This is a genomic window from Nocardiopsis lambiniae (assembly GCF_031845465.1).
Taxonomy (GTDB): Bacteria; Actinomycetota; Actinomycetes; order Streptosporangiales; family Streptosporangiaceae; genus Nocardiopsis; species Nocardiopsis lambiniae.
Genome location: NZ_JAVREP010000002.1, coordinates 1 through 16,437 on the forward strand (window position 1 = coordinate 1; position 16,437 = coordinate 16,437).

At 70.5% G+C, this 16,437-nt stretch carries 18 protein-coding genes; 4 read left to right on the forward strand and 14 right to left on the reverse strand.

Annotated elements, in window-relative coordinates:
- Positions 1–709: 709 nt before the first annotated feature.
- The 6 genes from rdgB to RM479_RS04395 all read right to left on the reverse strand — a co-directional run bounded on the left by rdgB (position 710) and on the right by RM479_RS04395 (position 5,135).
- The gene (gene rdgB, locus RM479_RS04370) at positions 710–1,315 is read right to left on the reverse strand and encodes an RdgB/HAM1 family non-canonical purine NTP pyrophosphatase (protein WP_311510715.1); all 606 of its coding nucleotides are present in this window, start codon (positions 1,313–1,315) and stop codon (positions 710–712) included.
- Positions 1,316–1,365: 50 nt separating this feature from the next.
- A complete protein-coding gene (gene rph, locus RM479_RS04375; RefSeq protein WP_311510447.1) occupies positions 1,366–2,085 on the reverse strand; it encodes a ribonuclease PH in 720 nt (239 codons plus the stop codon).
- 128 nt (positions 2,086–2,213) lie between these two features.
- Complete coding sequence (locus RM479_RS04380) at positions 2,214–2,966, reverse strand: MBL fold metallo-hydrolase (RefSeq protein ID WP_311510448.1); 753 nt, start codon at positions 2,964–2,966, stop codon at positions 2,214–2,216.
- Positions 2,967–3,378: 412 nt separating this feature from the next.
- The gene (locus RM479_RS04385) at positions 3,379–4,326 is read right to left on the reverse strand and encodes a PLP-dependent cysteine synthase family protein (protein WP_311510449.1); all 948 of its coding nucleotides are present in this window, start codon (positions 4,324–4,326) and stop codon (positions 3,379–3,381) included.
- 9 nt (positions 4,327–4,335) lie between these two features.
- Positions 4,336–4,614, reverse strand: coding sequence for a MoaD family protein (locus RM479_RS04390; RefSeq protein WP_274812628.1), 279 nt, complete (start codon positions 4,612–4,614; stop codon positions 4,336–4,338).
- Positions 4,615–4,712: 98 nt separating this feature from the next.
- Positions 4,713–5,135 carry a M67 family metallopeptidase gene (locus tag RM479_RS04395; protein ID WP_274812627.1) on the reverse strand — a complete coding sequence of 141 codons (423 nt, stop codon included), beginning with the start codon at positions 5,133–5,135 and terminating at the stop codon, positions 4,713–4,715.
- 142 nt (positions 5,136–5,277) lie between these two features.
- Between RM479_RS04395 and RM479_RS04400 the strand changes: the two genes are divergently transcribed.
- Together RM479_RS04400 and RM479_RS04405 are read left to right on the forward strand one after the other, a co-directional pair.
- The gene (locus RM479_RS04400; RefSeq protein ID WP_311510450.1) at positions 5,278–6,579 is read left to right on the forward strand and encodes a nicotinate phosphoribosyltransferase; all 1,302 of its coding nucleotides are present in this window, start codon (positions 5,278–5,280) and stop codon (positions 6,577–6,579) included.
- Between the two features lie 53 nt (positions 6,580–6,632).
- Positions 6,633–7,205 (forward strand): nicotinamidase, encoded by a 573-nt coding sequence (locus RM479_RS04405; protein WP_311510451.1) that lies wholly within the window; start codon positions 6,633–6,635, stop codon positions 7,203–7,205.
- A 142-nt stretch (positions 7,206–7,347) separates the two neighbouring features.
- Here the strand turns inward: RM479_RS04405 and RM479_RS04410 are convergent, their stop codons facing one another.
- The gene (locus tag RM479_RS04410) at positions 7,348–8,364 is read right to left on the reverse strand and encodes a tryptophan--tRNA ligase (protein ID WP_311510452.1); all 1,017 of its coding nucleotides are present in this window, start codon (positions 8,362–8,364) and stop codon (positions 7,348–7,350) included.
- A gap of 24 nt (positions 8,365–8,388) precedes the next feature.
- On the opposite strand from RM479_RS04410, the gene RM479_RS04415 reads away from it, so the two are divergent.
- Together RM479_RS04415 and RM479_RS04420 are read left to right on the forward strand one after the other, a co-directional pair.
- Complete coding sequence (locus tag RM479_RS04415) at positions 8,389–8,703, forward strand: hypothetical protein (RefSeq protein WP_311510453.1); 315 nt, start codon at positions 8,389–8,391, stop codon at positions 8,701–8,703.
- Between the two features lie 112 nt (positions 8,704–8,815).
- Positions 8,816–9,103 (forward strand): hypothetical protein, encoded by a 288-nt coding sequence (locus tag RM479_RS04420; protein WP_397221322.1) that lies wholly within the window; start codon positions 8,816–8,818, stop codon positions 9,101–9,103.
- Here the strand turns inward: RM479_RS04420 and RM479_RS04425 are convergent.
- From RM479_RS04425 to RM479_RS04455, 7 genes are all read right to left on the reverse strand, one after another.
- Positions 9,036–9,968: a zinc metalloprotease gene (locus tag RM479_RS04425; protein ID WP_397221450.1), complete on the reverse strand. Its 933-nt coding sequence runs from the start codon at positions 9,966–9,968 to the stop codon at positions 9,036–9,038. The genes RM479_RS04420 and RM479_RS04425 overlap by 68 nt on opposite strands.
- A gap of 157 nt (positions 9,969–10,125) precedes the next feature.
- Complete coding sequence (locus RM479_RS04430; RefSeq protein ID WP_311510455.1) at positions 10,126–11,850, reverse strand: DEAD/DEAH box helicase; 1,725 nt, start codon at positions 11,848–11,850, stop codon at positions 10,126–10,128.
- A gap of 150 nt (positions 11,851–12,000) precedes the next feature.
- The gene (locus tag RM479_RS04435; RefSeq protein WP_311510456.1) at positions 12,001–12,255 is read right to left on the reverse strand and encodes a hypothetical protein; all 255 of its coding nucleotides are present in this window, start codon (positions 12,253–12,255) and stop codon (positions 12,001–12,003) included.
- Between the two features lie 10 nt (positions 12,256–12,265).
- Entirely contained in the window at positions 12,266–12,949 is a 684-nt protein-coding gene (locus RM479_RS04440) for a class E sortase (RefSeq protein ID WP_311510717.1), read from the reverse strand.
- Positions 12,950–13,116: 167 nt separating this feature from the next.
- Positions 13,117–13,992, reverse strand: a complete 876-nt coding sequence (locus tag RM479_RS04445; RefSeq protein ID WP_311510457.1) for a heme ABC transporter ATP-binding protein — start codon at positions 13,990–13,992, stop codon at positions 13,117–13,119.
- Positions 13,989–15,092 (reverse strand): FecCD family ABC transporter permease, encoded by a 1,104-nt coding sequence (locus tag RM479_RS04450; RefSeq protein WP_397221325.1) that lies wholly within the window; start codon positions 15,090–15,092, stop codon positions 13,989–13,991. The genes RM479_RS04445 and RM479_RS04450 overlap by 4 nt, the downstream gene beginning before the upstream one ends.
- The gene (locus tag RM479_RS04455; protein WP_311510458.1) at positions 15,089–16,195 is read right to left on the reverse strand and encodes a heme/hemin ABC transporter substrate-binding protein; all 1,107 of its coding nucleotides are present in this window, start codon (positions 16,193–16,195) and stop codon (positions 15,089–15,091) included. Before RM479_RS04455 ends, RM479_RS04450 begins: the two co-directional genes overlap by 4 nt.
- Positions 16,196–16,437: the final 242 nt, after the last annotated feature.

Below are 16,437 nucleotides of genomic sequence, written 5' to 3' on the forward strand. Positions count from 1 at the left end.
AACACGCGCTGTTGAGTTCTCAAGAAACAACCGTTCTTCCCGTACAAGCCCCGGACCACAAGGTCCGCTGATGCTCTTCCGTGGAAGACGTTTGCGTTTCCGCTTTGTTGTGTCTTCACTTTATCAGCGTTTCCGTGTCCCGCCAAACCGGCGTTTTCCGGAAAGGAAACCGATCGGGAGTGAAGAATCCCGGTGTATCCTCGCCGCCCTTTTCGGGGCGACCTCTCGACCTTACCGCCTCCGGACACATGCCCGTGACGCCCGATCGGGAGTGGAGAGAATATGGCGCTTGATCACGGTCCGGTTCCGAGCACTCCCAGAAGGGGTCTCGCCGTCCCGCAGCGACTCGTTCGAGTGTAGGCAACAGCTTCTGCGACGTCAAATCACCCGCTGGCGAGGAGGAAAGCCCCTGCTCACAGGCGATACCGCGTTGTGGATCCGATCCCCCACACCGAGGACCGTGGTTCTTCGCGGCCGTTCCGTCGGATGTGGCTTCGTCCTCCCCGCTGGGCGAGGCCGCAAACCACTTTGAACCGAACTTCTTGGCGCGGATCCGCTCCATCGCAGGTCGGGGAGGGTGTTCTCGATGTCCGGGGAGTCCGCTCGATACCCCGCCCACGACGTGGGCGGCCCCATGGGGCCGCCCTCATCGTCATGGGTCACCGTTGACGTTGGAAGCTCGGGACTCCCGGCCCGGGGCCCGGACCCCTCAGATCATCGCTGCGATCTCCTCCGCCAGTCTCCGGAAGGCGATCCCCCGATGACTGATGGCGTTCTTCTCCTCCGGGGACAGCTCCGCCGTCGTGCGGGACTCCCCCTCCGGGACGAACACGGGGTCGTAGCCGAACCCGTTCTCCCCGCGGGGTTCCCGGAGCACCCGGCCGCGCATCTCCCCCTCCGACACCACCTCGGTGCCGTCCGGCAGGACCAGGGCGGCGGCGCACACGAAGGCACCGCCACGCCGTTCGGGCGGGGTGTCCGCCAGCTGGTCCAGGACCAACTCCAGGTTGGCGCGGTCCTGGTCTCCCCCTCCGAGGCGGCCCGCCCAGCGGGCCGAGAGCACACCGGGCATCCCACGGAGTTCGTCGAGGCTCAACCCCGAGTCGTCGGCCACCGCCGGCAGGCCGGTGTGGGCGGCGATCGCCCGCGCCTTGAGGAGGGCGTTGCCGACGAACGACGGCTCGGTCTCGGGGACCTCGGGGGCGTCCGGGAAGGCGTCGAGCGCCAGCACCTCGGCGGTCACGCCCGCCTCGGCGAGAATGGCCCGCAGTTCCGGGACCTTCTTGGCGTTGCGGGTGGCGAGGACGATCTTCACGGTTCCCCCTTCTCCGGTCACGCCGCCGATCCGGATGTCCTTGGATACGGTCACTCCGCCAAAGCCTTCTTCTGGATGGCGGTCAACTCCTCACAGCCGTCGACGGCCATGTCGAGCAGCTTGTCGAGCAGTTCCCGGTCGAACGGGACGCCCTCGGCGGTGCCCTGTACCTCGATGAACCTGCCGTCACCGGTGACCACGACGTTCATGTCGGTGTCGGCGACGGAGTCCTCCAGGTAGTTGAGGTCCAGCCGGGGCTGGCCCTGGACGACACCGACGCTCACGGCCGCGAGCGAGCCGGTGAGCGGGTTGTTCTTGAGCTTGCGCCGCTTGCGCAGCCACTTCGTGGCGTCGGCGAGCGCCACGTAGGCGCCGGTGATGGCGGCGGTACGGGTCCCCCCGTCTGCTTGGAGCACGTCGCAGTCGAGGGTGATGGTGTGCTCCCCCATCGCCTTGAAGTCGACGACCGCGCGCAGGGAGCGGCCGATCAGGCGGGAGATCTCGTGGGTGCGTCCGCCGATCTTGCCGCGCACCGACTCCCGGGCACCACGGGTGTCGGTGGCTCGGGGCAGCATCGCGTACTCGGCGGTGACCCACCCTTCGCCGGTGCCGCGGCGCCAGCGCGGGACACCGTCCTCGACGGTGGCGGCGCACAGCACGCGGGTGTCCCCGAACTCGATGAGCGCGGAGCCTTCCGCCTGGCGGAGCCAATTGCGGGTGATCGTCACGGGGCGGAGTTGTGTCGGAACTCGTCCGTCAGGTCGGGCCATGGACAAGAGCGTATACGTGCGCGGTCGTCACGGGGGCGGGAGCGGGAAAGCCGCACCCGGAGGAGAGGCCCGCCACGCCCCGGTCACCGCCACGCCCCTGCCCGCGTTCCCTCCGCCGTACGCGCTCCTCAGCCTCCGATGGTGTGCGTCCGGCCGCTGCGGGCCAGATCGATGGGACCCGCGTAGGTGGACCGGGCCTCGGCGAGGGTGATCTCGTCGTCGTTCCACGGCACCAGGTGGGTGAGCAAGAGGCTGCGCGCCCGGGCGCGGCTGGCGTGATCGCCGGCCTCGCTGCCGGTCAGGTGCATGTCCTTGGGGTGTTCGAGGTGATCCTGGAAGGCGGCCTCGCACAGGAACAGGTCGGTGTCGGCGGCCAACTCCACGAGGGAGTCGCAGGCGCCGGTGTCCCCGGAGTAGACCATGCTCGATCCGTCGTGCTCCAGCCGGATGCCGAAGGCCTCCACCGGGTGGTTGACGTGGTCGACACGGGCGGAGAACGGTCCGATCCCGAAGGAACCGGGGGTGAGCTCGTGGAAGTCGAAGACCTCGGTCATGCCCGGGTCGGGCTCCAGGCCGTAGGCCTCGGCGACGCGGTGGGCGACGCCACCGGGTCCGTAGACGGGGATCCTCGGTTTGACGCCTTCGGGATGGAACATGCGGGCGACCCAGTACGAGCACAGGTCGAAGCAGTGGTCGGCGTGCAGGTGGCTCAGGTAGACCGCGTCGACGGAGTAGATGTCGATGTGCCGTTGCAGGGCGCCGAGCGATCCGTTGCCCATGTCGAGCAGCAGACGGAAGCCGTCGGCCTCGACCAGGTAACAGGAGGCCGGGCTGTCCGGACCCGGGAAGCTCCCGGAGGAGCCGATAATCGTGAGTCGCACGTCGTCATCGCCTTCTCGATGGGCCGCGCGGCTCCGTGGCACTCCCTCGACCGTGTGCTCGGAGTACGGATGGCGGCTGGTTCAGCGGTTGTCCCGTTGTTACGGGTCTACCCCAATGCCCGCCCGGGTGGTACAAAATGTGTCCTGCATCTCACGCGACCTCTATCACGTGTGAATTTTTCACACCGAATGACACGTTCCGACTGATTCGTTCCCGCCGTATTACGGCCCCGCTACCGGAGCGGTGGGGACGGTGCGTCACTCACCCGGACCATGACGCTCACAGGCCTCCCGCGTCCCTCCCGTCCCCGCGGCGCGGGGTGCCGGACATGACGGAGGGCGGTGCCGCGTGGACACCGCCCTCGAACGCGTCTCCGACACCGGAGCCCGCCACCGGGTCCGGGGCCGGCCGTCAGGCCCAGAGTTGACCGTCGAGGCGTTCCTCGGCCTCCTCCAGGGTGCCCTCGTAGGCCCCCGTGGAGAGGTACTTCCACCCGGCGTCGGCGATGATGAACGCTATGTCCGCGCGTTCCCCCGCCTTCTCCGCCTTGCGCGCCATGCCCAGCGCGGCGTGCAGGGCACCGCCGGTGGAGACCCCGGCGAAGATGCCCTCCTTGTCCAGGAGTTCCCGGGTCCGCTTGAGCGCGGCGTCGGAGGGGACGGAGAACCGTGTGGTGAGCACCGACTCGTCGTAGAGCTCGGGAACGAACCCCTCGTCGAGGTTGCGCAGGCCGTACACGAGCTCGCCGTACCGCGGTTCGGCGGCGACGATCCGCACGTCCGGCTTGTGCTCGCGCAGGTAGCGCCCCACGCCCATCAGCGTTCCGGTGGTGCCCAGGCCGGCGACGAAGTGGGTGATCTCCGGCAGATCGGCGAGGATCTCGGGCCCGGTCGTCTCGTAGTGGGCCCGAGCGTTGGCCGGGTTGCCGTACTGGTAGAGCATCACCCAGTCGGGGTGGGCGGCAGCCATCTCCTTGGCGACCCGGACGGCCTCGTTGGAGCCACCGGCGGCTTCGGAGAAGTGGACCTCCGCCCCCCACATGGCGAGGAGCTGCTTGCGTTCGGCGGAGGTGTTCTCCGGCATGACGCAGACCATGCGGTAACCGCGCAGCTTGGCGACCATGGCCAGGGAGATCCCGGTGTTCCCCGACGTCGGCTCCAGGATGGTGCAGCCGGGGGAGAGCAGTCCGTCCTTCTCCGCCTGTTCGATCATGAAGAAGGCGGTGCGGTCCTTGATGGACCCGGTCGGGTTGCGGTCCTCCAGCTTCGCCCACAACCGGACCCGCGGCGAGGGCGAGAGCCGGGGCAGGCCGACGAGGGGCGTGCCGCCGAGGGAGTCGAGCAGGGAGTCGTAACGCATGGGACGGGCCTAGCGGCTTCCGCCGGCCACGGCCGGGAGGACCGTGACGTTGTCGCCGTCGGAGAGCTTCGCGTCCAGACCGCCGACGAACCGCACGTCCTCGTCGTTGAGGTACACGTTGATGAAGCGGCGCAGCTTGCCGCCGTCCACCAGCCGCTCGGCGATGCCCGGGTAACGGGCGTCCAGGTCGGCGAACAGTTCACCGAGGGTGTCGCCGTTGCCCTCGACGACCTTGGCGTCGCCGGTCAGGTTGCGCAGGATGGTGGGGATGCGGACCTCGATGGCCATAGGTGTGTCTTCCCGTGAGCGTGGTTGATGTGCGTACATTCCCAACAGGGGACCTCCCGCGACCATTCCGCGGGCCCCGCCGGGCCGGTGGCCGGACCCTACCGTCGGGTCTCGGCGTCGACGATCTCGACCGTTTCCTCGGTGATCTCGCCGTCCAGGATGCGGTAGGAGCGGAACTCCGCGCTCTCGGGGTCCTTGGTGGACACGAGCACGTAGTGGGCGTTGGGCTCGGAGGCATAGGAGACGTCGGTGCGCGAGGGGTAGGCCTCGGTGGCCGTGTGGGAGTGGTAGATCACCACGGGTTCCTCGTCGCGGTCGTCCATCTCCCGCCAGACCTTCAGCTGTTCGAGGGAGTCGAACCGGTAGAAGGTCGGAGAGCGCTCGGCGTTGATCATCTCGACGAACCGCTCGGGGAGGTCGGAGCCCACCGGGCCGGCCACGATGCCACAGGCCTCGTCCGGGTGGTCACGGCGGGCGTGGGCGACGATCTGGTCGTAGATCGAGCGATCAATCCTCAGCATGCCCCCAGGGTATCGGAACAAATTTACCTACCAACCGAATGGGTATTGTTAGCGTCGCCCGAGGTCACCGTGGAAGCGGACCGGGGCGACGAGGGGCAGGTCGGCGGCCGGCCGCGAACCGTCACGGAATAGGCTCGTGCCCATGAACGAGCATGGCGGCAGTGCGCTGCTGACCGACCACTACGAACTGACGATGGTGCAGGCCGCCCTGCACAGCGGCGCGGCCGCACGGCCTTCGGTGTTCGAGATGTTCGCCCGGCGTCTGCCCGAGGGCCGCCGGTACGGCGTCGTGGGCGGGACCGGGCGGTTCTTGGACCTGGTGGAGCGGTTCCGGTTCCGCACCGAGGACCTGGACTTCCTCTCCGACAACGGTGTCGTGGACGAGACGACCCTGCGGTGGCTCTCGGAGTACCGCTTCTCCGGGAACGTGTGGGGCTACGGCGAGGGGGAGGCCTACTTCCCCGGATCCCCGATCCTGGTGGTGGAGGGCACGTTCGCCGAGTCGGTGCTCCTGGAGACCCTCGCGCTGTCGGTGTTCAACCACGACAGCGCGATCGCCTCCGCGGCGAGCCGGATGGTCGTGGCCTCCGGCGGCCGGCCCCTCATCGAGATGGGGTCGCGCCGCACGCACGAGGGCGCCGCGGTGGCGGCGGCCCGGGCCGCGTACATGGCCGGGTTCGCGACCTCCTCGAACCTGGAGGCCGGGCGCTCGTACGGGGTGCCCACCGGCGGCACCGCGGCGCACGCCTTCACGCTGCTGCACGACAGCGAACGGCACGCCTTCACTTCGCAGCTGGACTCCCTGGGCAGGGGGACGACGCTGCTCGTCGACACCTACGACGTGGAGCGGGCCGTGCGCACCGCCGTCGACCTGGCCGGGCCCGAACTGGGCGCGGTGCGCATCGACTCCGGCGACCTGGCCGCGACCGCGACCCGGGTGCGCGCGCAGTTGGACTCGCTGGGCGCCTCCGACACCCGGATCGTGGTGACCGGCGACCTCGACGAACTCTCCATCCAGGCGCTGGCCGTCGCCCCGGTGGACGGCTACGGGGTGGGTACGTCCCTGGTGACGGGCTCGGGCGCACCGACGGTGTCGCTGGTGTACAAGCTGGTGGCGCGGGCGCGCGACCTGGCGGCGGGGACGCCCTTGGAACCGGTGGCCAAGCGTTCGGTGGGCAAGCCCAGCCGGGGAGGTCGCAAGTGGGCGATGCGCCGCCTCGACGACAAGGGGATCGCGATCGCCGAGGAGGTCTTCCCGCACGTGCCGGAGGCGGCGGTGAACGTGCGTCCGCTGCTGCGTCCGTTGATGGCCGACGGCGAGGTGATCGGGCGCGAGAGCGTGCACGAGGCCCGGGAGCGGCACCGCGCGGTGGTGGCCGAGCTGCCCGAGCAGGCGCTGCGGATGTCGCGGGGCGAGGCCGCCCTGCCGACGGTGTTCCACTGACCGGGGTCCTTTCCGAGGACGTACCGCGAAGACGCGGAGAAAGGGGTGCCGACATGACCAGGGCGCTCATCGTGGTGGACGTGCAGAACGATTTCTGTGAGGGCGGGAGTCTGGCGGTGACCGGCGGGGCCGCGACGGCGGTCGCGGTGACCGAGCACACCCGGACGGGCGGGTACGACCACGTGGTGGCCACCCGCGACTATCACATCGACCCGGGCGGGCACTTCTCGGAGGAGCCCGACTTCGTGGACAGCTGGCCGCGCCACTGCGAGGTGGGCACGCCGGGTGTGGAGTTCCACCCGGGTTTCGACGCCTCGCTGGCCGAGGAGGTCTTCAGCAAGGGCCGGTACACGGCGGCCTACAGCGGTTTCGAGGGGACCGCCGAGGACGGAAGGACGACGCTGGCCGCGTGGTTGCGCGAGCGGGGCGTGGACGAGGTGGACGTGGTGGGCATCGCCACCGACCACTGTGTGCGGGCGACCGCGCTGGACGCCGTGTCGGAGGGACTGCGCACACGGGTGCTGCTCGACCTGACGGCGGGTGTGGCGCGGCCGACCGTGGACGCGGCGTTGACGCGGCTGGCCGAGGCGGGTGTGACCCTGGAGGGCGAGCCGAAGGTCGGCTGACCCCGGCCCGGCCCCGCGCCGGGGCGGGGCGGGGCTGCCGGTTCCTGGTTACCCGCACCCGCTCGGAGGACGCCGACGACGGTCCGCCGCGGACACGCGAAGGGGCGGCGGGAGGATCCCGCCGCCCCGGTGGATCAGGGGTTCAGGCGACGCCGATGGCGGCGCGGACGCGGCCCAGGACCTCACGGGCGCGCTTGCGGGCGCGCTCCGAGCCGGCTTCGAGGATGTCCTCGATCTCCTTCGGGTTCGCCATGAGCTCCTCGTAGCGCTCGCGCTTGGGGCCGAGTTCGGTGTTGACCGCCTCGAACAGCTCGTTCTTGAGCTCTCCCCAGCCCATGCCGCCCTGTTCCAGACGCTTGCGGACGTCGGCGACCTTGTCGGCGTCGGCGAAGTGGGTGAGGAGCTGGAAGGGCACCGAGGTGTCGGGGTCCTTGGGGTCCTCCACCGGGGTGGAGTCGGTGGGGATGCGGCGGATCGCCTTCTTGAGCTTGTTCTCCGCCAGGAAGAGCGGGATGTGGTTGTCGTAGGACTTGCTCATCTTGCGGCCGTCGACACCGGGGAGGATGCTCGCCTCGCTGTCGTCGATGACGCCCCTGGGCAGGGGGAAGGAGTACCCCTGCTCCCCCTCGCCGTAGCGGTTGTTGAAGTATCCGGCGATGTCGGCGGTGTACTCGATGTGCTGGGACTGGTCCCGGCCCACGGGGACGTGGGTGGACTCCATGATGAGGATGTCCGCGGCCATGAGGATGGGGTAGTTGAACAGCCCCATGTTGACCCCGGCGTCCAGGTCGGTGATCCCGGCCTCGTTGTTGCGGTCGCGGGCGGCCTTGTAGGCGTGCGCGCGGTTCATGAGGCCCTTGGGGGTGAGGGCGGTGAGGATCGTGGTGAGCTCGAAGGTCTCGGGGATCTTGGACTGCTGGTAGATGACCGTCTTGTCGGGGTCCAGCCCGCACGCCAGCCAGGTGGCAGCCCCGGACCGGATGCTGTGACGGAGTTCACCCGCGTCCTTGACGGTGTTGAGCGCGTGGTAGTCCGCCACGAAGTAATAGGTGCCGTAGACGTCCGCGGCCGTGAGCGCGGGTTTGATCGCGCCGATGTAGTTGCCCAGGTGGAAATCACCGGTGGGCTTGATCCCGGTCAGGTAGGTGTTGGCTGCCATGCCCTAAGCCTAAGGCGGGATTTCGTGCCCCCACCACTCGCCACCGGGTGCGGGGAAAGGCGTACCGGGGGTACGGCTTCCACGGACACCACCACCGAGGCGCCCGGAGCCCCGCGCGATCGCGTCGATGGACGCGCCGAACGGGAGTACACCACCGTGGCCTCGGCGATCGAACACGCCTCGGACGAGGCCGGGGAACCGGGGTTCTGGAGGGAGGTGCGTCGCCCTGACGAGGGTCCGTCCACCGACGAGAGGCGGGCGCACCCGGCGGACCGGACGCGCGGCGACGACCCGGCCGGATCCGAGGGCGACGCGTGGACGGCGGAGGACGCCCGGTGAGACGCGGCGAGGTCAGCATGGCCGACCCGGCCGACCCGGCCGACCCGGGCGGGCGCCGCGCCGGCCGGTCCTCATCGTCAGCGCCCGGCCGCGGCTCGACTCGAACCCGCCCGTGGTCATGGTGGTGCCGTTGACACGTACGCGCCGGGAGAGCCCGCCGCGCGTGGAGGTCGAGCCGGACTCTTCCGGGTTGAAGGACACCGGTCATGCGAGGCGCGAGGATCTCCGGGCCGTCGCGCCGCTCCGTCCGGAACGGCTCTCCGGTGCGGCCGAGGACACCGCGCTGTTCCGGGTGGATCCGCTCCCGCGCAGGCTGCCCGCGCTCCGAAAGGTCACAGGTCCCGGGGCGAGCGGAAGGCCGTCCAGTGTTCGGCCATGCGACGGGCCTGGCCCTGGGTGAAGTGGGTCATGCAGTCGTCGTCGCTGTAGTCCATGAAGTTGGTGACGGGATCGAGGCCACGGCGGTGGGGACAGGAGTCGCGTCCCTTCGGGCAACCCGCGGCGGCCTCGCGCTCGTAGGGGGTGTCGTGGACGTAGTCGCCCGGGGTGAGGCAGCCGTTCTGGAAGGTGTGGAACAGGCCGAGCCAGTGACCGACCTCGTGGGTGCCGGTGTGCCCCAGGTCGAAGCGTTCGCGGTCACCGCCGGGAAGCGTGTCGTGGGCGATGACGACGCCGTCCCTCTCGGGCGCCGTGGCGTAGTCCTGCGGGAAGCTGGAGTAGCCGAGCAGGCCGGAGCCGAGGTCGGCGGTGTAGATGTTGAGTGTCTCGGGGCCGCCCCGGCGCAGCCGGGCGCGGATCGCATCGCGGTGCCCGGAGAAGTCGGAGAACCAGGCGTCGTCCTCGGTGCGGGTCACCTCGGCGAGGGTGAAGCGGAAACCGGTGTCGGCGCCGACCTCGTCGTATCCGCCGGAGTAGGCGGTGTTGAGGACGTCGATCTGGGCGTCGACCCGGGCGTCGCTCACGTGGCCGCGACCGTCGGTGGCCGAGATGACGTGAACGACGACCGGGACGGTGTTGGCCGGCGGGGCGATCTCGTGGGAGCGCAGGGACCGTAGGGCGGCGCGCAGTTCCCCGTGGTAGCGGGCGGCCTGTTCCGGGGTGAGCTCCCCGCTGTCGGGGACGGCGCCGGCACCCGGGTCGGCGAGGCGGGCCACGGTGCCCGGCGGACATTCGGGTTCCGTGACGACGGCGGTCCGTTCGGGTCCGCTCCCGGTGGGGTCGGGCAGGGTGCTCGCGACCGTTCCGGTCAGGGCGAGTCCGCACATCACCAGTCCGGTCCAGAGCGCGGCCGTCGTGCCGCGTGCGTTTCGTCCAATCACTTCACGGACTGTAGTGAAATGAACGCGTATCGTCCGAGCGCCCGTGCGCGAACTTGCGAAGTGTTTGCCCGGATCCGTGCGGTTCCACGACGGCCGGGGACCGTCAGCGACCGCCGATGGCCCACGAACGGAGTTTGGTGATGCGTTCGCGGATCTGGTCGGGGGTGGCCTGGGCGACCGGTGGCCCGCCGCAGGCGCGGCGCAGTTCGTTGTGGATCACGCCGTGCGGTTTGCCCGTGCGGTGGTGCCAGGCACCGACCAGTCCGCTGAGCTCGCGGCGCAACTCGGCCAGGACCTCGTGGGTGGGCCCCTCCTCCTGGGCGGGCTCCTCCTTCTTGCGGGCGCGGATCTCCCCGGCCTTGATGTCGTCCTTGCGCTTGCGCAGGAGCTGGGCGACCTGCTGGGGTTCGAGCAGGCCGGGCAGGCCGAGGAAGTCCTCCTCCTCGCTGGAGCCGGGGACGCCGCCGTACTCGTGACCGTCGTAGAGGGCGCGGTCGAACTCGGCCGACGCCTCCATGGTCTCGAAGGGGAGCTCCTCCCCCGCGTCCGGTGTGTCGCGCTTCTTGCGCGCCTCGTTGAGGAGGTCGTCCTCGGGGTACTCGTCGCCCTCGGCGGGGGTGCGGTCCAGGACGTGGTCGCGTTCGCGCTCCATCTCCCCGGCGAACTCCAGCAGGTTGGGCACCGAGGGCAGGAACACCGAGGCGACCTCGCCGCGTTGGCGCACGCGCACGAACCGGCCGATGGCCTGGGCGAAGAACAGCGCGGTGCTGGTGGAGGTGGCGTAGACGCCGACCATCAGCCGGGGCACGTCCACGCCCTCGGACACCATGCGCACCGCGACCATCCACCGGTCGTCGCCGGCGGCGAACCGGCTGATCTTCTTGGACGCGGTGGGATCGTCGGAGAGCACCACCGTGGCGCTCTTGCCGGTGATCTGGCGGATGATCCGCGAGTAGGCGCGGGCGTTCTCGTGGTCGCTGGCGATGACCAGTCCGCCCGCGTCCGTGTGGGTCTTGCGGACCTCGGTCAGGCGACGGTCGGCGGCCTGGAGGACCCGTTTGATCCAGTCGCCCTTGGGGTCCAGGGCGGCCCGCCAGGCCTGGGAGAGGGCGTCCTGGGTGAGGGGTTCGCCCAGGCGGGCGGCGAGTTCGTCGCCGGCGCGGGTCCGCCAGCGCATCTCACCGGAGTACGCCATGAAGATGACGGGGCGCACGACGCCGTCGGCCAGCGCCGGGCCGTACCCGTAGCTGTAGTCCCACGAGCAGCGCCGCACCCCCGCGGCGTCCTGGACGTAGTCCACGAACGGGATGGGGTTGATGTCGGAGCGGAACGGCGTTCCGGTCAGGGAGAGCCGCCGGGTCGCCGGTTCGAAGGACTCCCGTGCGGCGTCGCCCCAGGACAGGGCGTCGCCGGCGTGGTGGACCTCGTCGAAGATGACGAGGGTCTTGCGGGCCTCGGTGCGGTTGCGGTGCAGCGCGGGGTGGGCGGCGACCTGCGCGTAGGTGACGGCGGCGCCGAGGTACTGCCGTCCCAGCGCGCCCTGACCGTTGCGGAACTCGGGGTCGATGGGGATGTTGAACCGCGCGGCGGCCTCGGCCCACTGCTTCTTGAGGTGCTCGGTGGGGCAGACGATCGTGATGGAGCGCACGATGTGCCGTTGCAGGAGTTCGCTCGCCAGGGTGAGCGCGAACGTGGTCTTTCCGGCACCCGGTGTGGCGACCGCCAGGAAGTCCCTCGGTTGCCGGCGGCAGTACTCGTCGAACGCCTCCCGCTGCCAGGCCCGGAGTCCGACGAGGCGGTCCTCGGTCGTGGTCTGCGTCACCGTCATGCGATTCGTCCCCCGATACTCACCTGGTCGAGATTAGCGGCCCGACCCGACCGAACAGTGTCGGTGGCCAGTGGTGCCGCGCACACGCGCGCCCCGCGGGCCCGGCCCCTCGCCGGAAGTGCCCACGGGGCGCGGGTCGCGCGCGAGACGTCACTCGGTGGTCTCGGTCTCCTCCGGCGCGTCGGAGGTGGCGGGAGCCTCACCCGAGTCGGTGGACCCTTCCGCCCCGGCCCCCCCACCGGCCCCGCCGACATCGATGGCTCCGTCGTTGAACGGCATGTACGGGGAGATCGCCGGGAACGCGAAGAACCACAGGAGGGCGGCGGTGCCGACCAGGAGGCCGAGCGCCATGATGAACTTGGAGATCCAGGGTCCGGGCAGGATGCGCCAGATCAGACCGTACATGCGGGGTTCCTCACTCGCTCTCGTCGGCGTCGGGGGCCATGTGCGCGATGGACTCGGGCATGCCCTCCGACTTGGGCGTGGTCTCGACGAGTTCGCCCCACACGATGAGGCGGTGCGTGTTGTCCAACTTGGGCGCGCAGGTGGTGAGGGTGATGATGGCCCTCTCCGGGTCGGTCTCGCCCGCGCCCTCGACGTCGTCGAACGGGTCGGGTTCGATCACCCACACGTCGGTGGGCAGGACCGTTTCCTCCGAGAACACCTCGTAGGTGTAGAAGTTCTCGGCGTCCTCCAGCACCAGGACGTCCCCGTTGTCCAGCAGGTCGATGTCCCAGAACAGGCCCGGGGTGCGGTGCGCGGCGACGGCGTAGTTCCCGGCCTGACCGGGGCTGCTCGGGTACTCGGTGTAGTGGCCGGGGCTGTAGAGGATGTCCTGCTGGGTGGTGCCGCTGACGACGATCCAGTCCAGGTCGAGGGAGGGGATGTACAGGCGGCTGTCGGCGCTGCCGGGCAGCGGTTCGGAGTCGGGTCCGCTCTCCTCCGTGGCGGCCCAGACCTCCTCCAGCCCTTGGGCGAGCTCCTGTTGTTCGCGGTCGGTCTCCCACTGGGAGCCGTACACCTCGTATCCGGCGTAGAAGAGCATGAGCAGACCGGCGGTCAACAGGATCTCGCCGACGAAGCGGACGAAGCCGCGCACCACGTCCCCGGGTGTGGTGCGGTGGCCGCGCGGGGGGGGTTTGCGGCGCCGGCCGCCGGAGGCGCGCCTGCGCCCTTCCCCGGCCCCGGGGTCATCCTGTGGCTGTCGTTCCGTTGTGGACACCAATACGACCTACTCCTGTGGACGCTCGCGTGTGCTCCGTGGACCTACCGGAGGGGCACGACCAGCGGGATCCCGGTTCTCGGGTGCGGCAGGACCTCGACCTCGTGACGGTAGACGTCGCTGAGCAGCGGTGCGGTGAACACATCACCGGGGGGACCCTGCGCGGCGACCCGTCCCTGGGAGAGTATCGCCACACGGTGGGCGTAGGCCGCCGCAAGCCCCAAATCGTGCAGGACCACGATAACCGCACCGCCGCTCCGCGCGAGTGTACGCGCGATGGTCAACACGAGTTCCTGGTGGTGGATGTCGAGGGCCGCGGTGGGCTCGTCGAGCATGAGCAGCTGGGTGTCCTGGGCCAGGACGCGGGCGAACATCACCCGGGCGCGTTCGCCGCCGGACAGGGTCGGGAAACGACGGTCGGCCAGATGGGAGACACCTGTCCCGGCCATGGCGGCGGCGACGATCCGGTCGTCCTCGGCGGGATCGCCGACACCGGCCCAGGGGGCGCGGCCCATGGCGACGAGTTCGGCGACGGAGAACGGGAAGCCGACGACCGCCTCCTGGGGCAGGACGGCGCGTCGCAGGGCGAGTTCGGGCGGACTCCACGAGGTGGGTTCCCGATCGAAGAGCCGCACGCTCCCGCCGTCGGCGCCGTCACGGGCGGAGGCGGTGAGGTCTCCGGACACGGCGGAGAGCAGGGTGGACTTGCCCGCGCCGTTGGGTCCGACCAGGGCCAGCAGTTCGCCGGCGCGGACGGTGAGGTCGACCCCGTCCAGGAGGACCCGACCGCCCCGGCGCACGGTGACCCCCTCGGCCCGCACGACGGGTTCCCCGGGCGGGACGGGCACGGGGCGCAGGGGCGGCCGGGACAGGGGGGCGAGGGCGGCGCGGGCCCTTCGCCGGAGCGTGTTCGAGATCACGACCAGCCTCCCTGCTTCGCGCGGGTCCGGTAGAGGAGGTAGAAGAAGAACGGCCCGCCGAGCGCGGCGGTGACCACGCCCAGGGGGATCTCGGCCGGGGCGGCGGCGGTGCGGGCCAGCAGATCGGCGGCGAGCAGGAGCAGGCCGCCGCCCAGGGCGCTGGCGGGCAGCAGGACGCGGTGGCCGGGGCCGGTGACCATCCGGATGATGTGCGGCACGACCAGGCCGATGAACGACACGATCCCGGCGAAGGCCACGGCGGCCGAGGTGAGCAGGGCCAGTGCCGCGATGAGGACCAGGCGCATGCGCTCGACGTCCACTCCCAGGTGGCGGGCGGGGCCCTCGCCGAGGGAGAGCAGGTCCAGGCGGCGCGCGTAGATCGGGATGACGATCAGGCCGGCGAGGAGACAGGGCACGATCACGGCGACCTTGGACCAGGTGGCGGTGGCGACGCTGCCCAGCTGCCAGAACGTGATGGTCTGGATCTCGGCGTCCTGGGAGAAGTTGGTCATCAGGCCGATGGCGGCGCCGGCGATGGCGTTGACGGCGATGCCGGTGAGCAGCAGGGTGACCACCTCGGTGCGACCGCGCGAGCGCGCGAACACGTACACGAACAGCGTGGTGGCCAGGCCGAACACGAACGAGGACGCGATGATCGTCCAGTGCCCCAGGACGGTGATCCCGGTGAAGATGACGACGATGGCGCCGACGGCCGCCCCCGAGGAGACACCGATGACACCGGGTTCGGCCAGGGGGTTGCCGAAGATGCCCTGCATCATGGCACCGGCGACGCCCAGGGCGGCGCCGACCGTGATCGCGAGGACCACACGGGGCAGACGCACGTCCCACAGGACGGTGGAGGCGACCTGGTCGGGCAGGGGGCCCACCCCCTGGATGCCGATGACGTCCAGGAGGGAGGCGGCGACCTGGCCGGGTGGGATGTGGTAGGCCCCGACTCCGGCGGCGACCACGGAGACCACGGCCAGGGCGAGGGTCGTACCCGTGAGCAGGAACACGGCGCGCAGGCGGCGCCGGGCGTCACCGGTGCCGGGGACGGCCGACGCGGATGCCTCGACCGGGGGCGTCCCGACGGCGGTCACGACGCCCCCGGTCCGTCGAGTCCGGCGAGTTCGTCGGCGAGCGCGGCGATGACCTGCGGGGTGCGGGGGCCGAAGTTGAGCAGCACCCCGTCTTCGAAGTCGACGACGGCCCGGTTCCGCCCGGCGGGGGTCTGGGCGACGCCGGGGATCTCGACGAGGCCGTCGACGCCGCCGACCGACTCCAGCCCCTTGGTCATGACGAGCAGCACGTCGGGGCGGGCGGCGATGAGCGCTTCGGCGGTGATCGGGGTGAAGGGCGTGGTCAGGCCCATCTCGACACCGGCGTCACGGGCGCCGACCTCGGCCAACAGGGCGTCGGCCCCCGAGCCGGGACCGCCGATGAGGTAGACGCCAGCGGTGCCGCGCAGGTAGAGGAAGGCGACGAGGGGGTCGCCGACGGCACCGGCGGAGCCTTCGCGCACGTCGGCCATCTGGACGCGTGTGCGTTCGACCAGTGCGGCACCGGCGTCGGGGACGCCCAGTGCCCGGGCGACCCGTTCGAAGCGCGGATACATCTCGTCGAAGGACCAGGCCTCCTCGACGATGACGACCGGGATGCCGGAGCGCTGGATCTGCTCGATCGCCTCGGGCGGCCCGGTCCGGGTGTCGGCGAGGATCACCGTGGGTTCGAGGGCCAGGACGCTCTCGGCGGAGACCTCGTGTCCGCTGGTGACGACGGGCAGGTCCGCGGCCTCGTCGAAGGTCGCGGCGACGTCGCGGCCGACGACGTCCTCGCCCAGCCCCAGGGTGAAGACGATCTCGGCCAGGCTCCCCGTGAGGGGCAGGATCTTCGAGGTGTCGGTGACCTCGACCCGTTCGTATTCGAGGGGGTCGGAGGCGGTGCGGTAGGGGTCCAGGACGACGGAGTCGACGGTGACCGGGAGTCGCCGCTCGAAGGTCTCCTCCAGTACCTGGAGCCGGTTCTCCGCCAGGTCGGGGATGTCACCGGTACCGGCGGCCGAGGCGCTCTCCGCGGGTGTCACGGTCCCCCACGAGCAGCCGGTGAGGCCGAGCGCGAGGGCGCAGAGGGTGGCGAGGGCGCGGCCACCGCGTCGGGGGCCGGGGCGTGCGCGTGAGGAGGGCCGGGGGTCGGCGTGGGGCATGGGGATCGCTTTCGGTCGGTCCGGTACCGGAGGGCGGATGTCGTCGGGGGAGGACGGCATCGCCTTTTATATGACACCTCGTCACCATCTTGACAACCCCGATGGTCCGGTGTTCAACTGTTCCGGCACGGATCCGGGTTAGGTAAGCCTCACTTCGCAAAGGTAAGCGTAACCTAAATTCGCATCCGCACACCACGCGGGTCACCCCCTTCACGAACGGGCCCGCATCGACCCGAAGGCCT

Bases quoted from the DNA above. Each gene is read 5' to 3' on its own strand.
- rph (WP_311510447.1), bottom strand. From the start codon at position 2,085: ATGGCCCGACCTGACGGACGAGTTCCGACACAACTCCGCCCCGTGACG.
- RM479_RS04385 (WP_311510449.1), bottom strand. From the start codon at position 4,326: ATGCGTTACGACTCCCTGCTCGACTCCCTCGGCGGCACGCCCCTCGTC.
- RM479_RS04390 (WP_274812628.1), bottom strand. From the start codon at position 4,614: ATGGCCATCGAGGTCCGCATCCCCACCATCCTGCGCAACCTGACCGGC.
- RM479_RS04395 (WP_274812627.1), bottom strand. From the start codon at position 5,135: ATGCTGAGGATTGATCGCTCGATCTACGACCAGATCGTCGCCCACGCC.
- RM479_RS04400 (WP_311510450.1), top strand. From the start codon at position 5,278: ATGAACGAGCATGGCGGCAGTGCGCTGCTGACCGACCACTACGAACTG.
- RM479_RS04405 (WP_311510451.1), top strand. From the start codon at position 6,633: ATGACCAGGGCGCTCATCGTGGTGGACGTGCAGAACGATTTCTGTGAG.
- RM479_RS04410 (WP_311510452.1), bottom strand. From the start codon at position 8,364: ATGGCAGCCAACACCTACCTGACCGGGATCAAGCCCACCGGTGATTTC.
- RM479_RS04425 (WP_397221450.1), bottom strand. From the start codon at position 9,968: ATGTGCGGACTCGCCCTGACCGGAACGGTCGCGAGCACCCTGCCCGAC.
- RM479_RS04430 (WP_311510455.1), bottom strand. From the start codon at position 11,850: ATGACGGTGACGCAGACCACGACCGAGGACCGCCTCGTCGGACTCCGG.
- RM479_RS04435 (WP_311510456.1), bottom strand. From the start codon at position 12,255: ATGTACGGTCTGATCTGGCGCATCCTGCCCGGACCCTGGATCTCCAAG.
- RM479_RS04455 (WP_311510458.1), bottom strand. From the start codon at position 16,195: ATGCCCCACGCCGACCCCCGGCCCTCCTCACGCGCACGCCCCGGCCCC.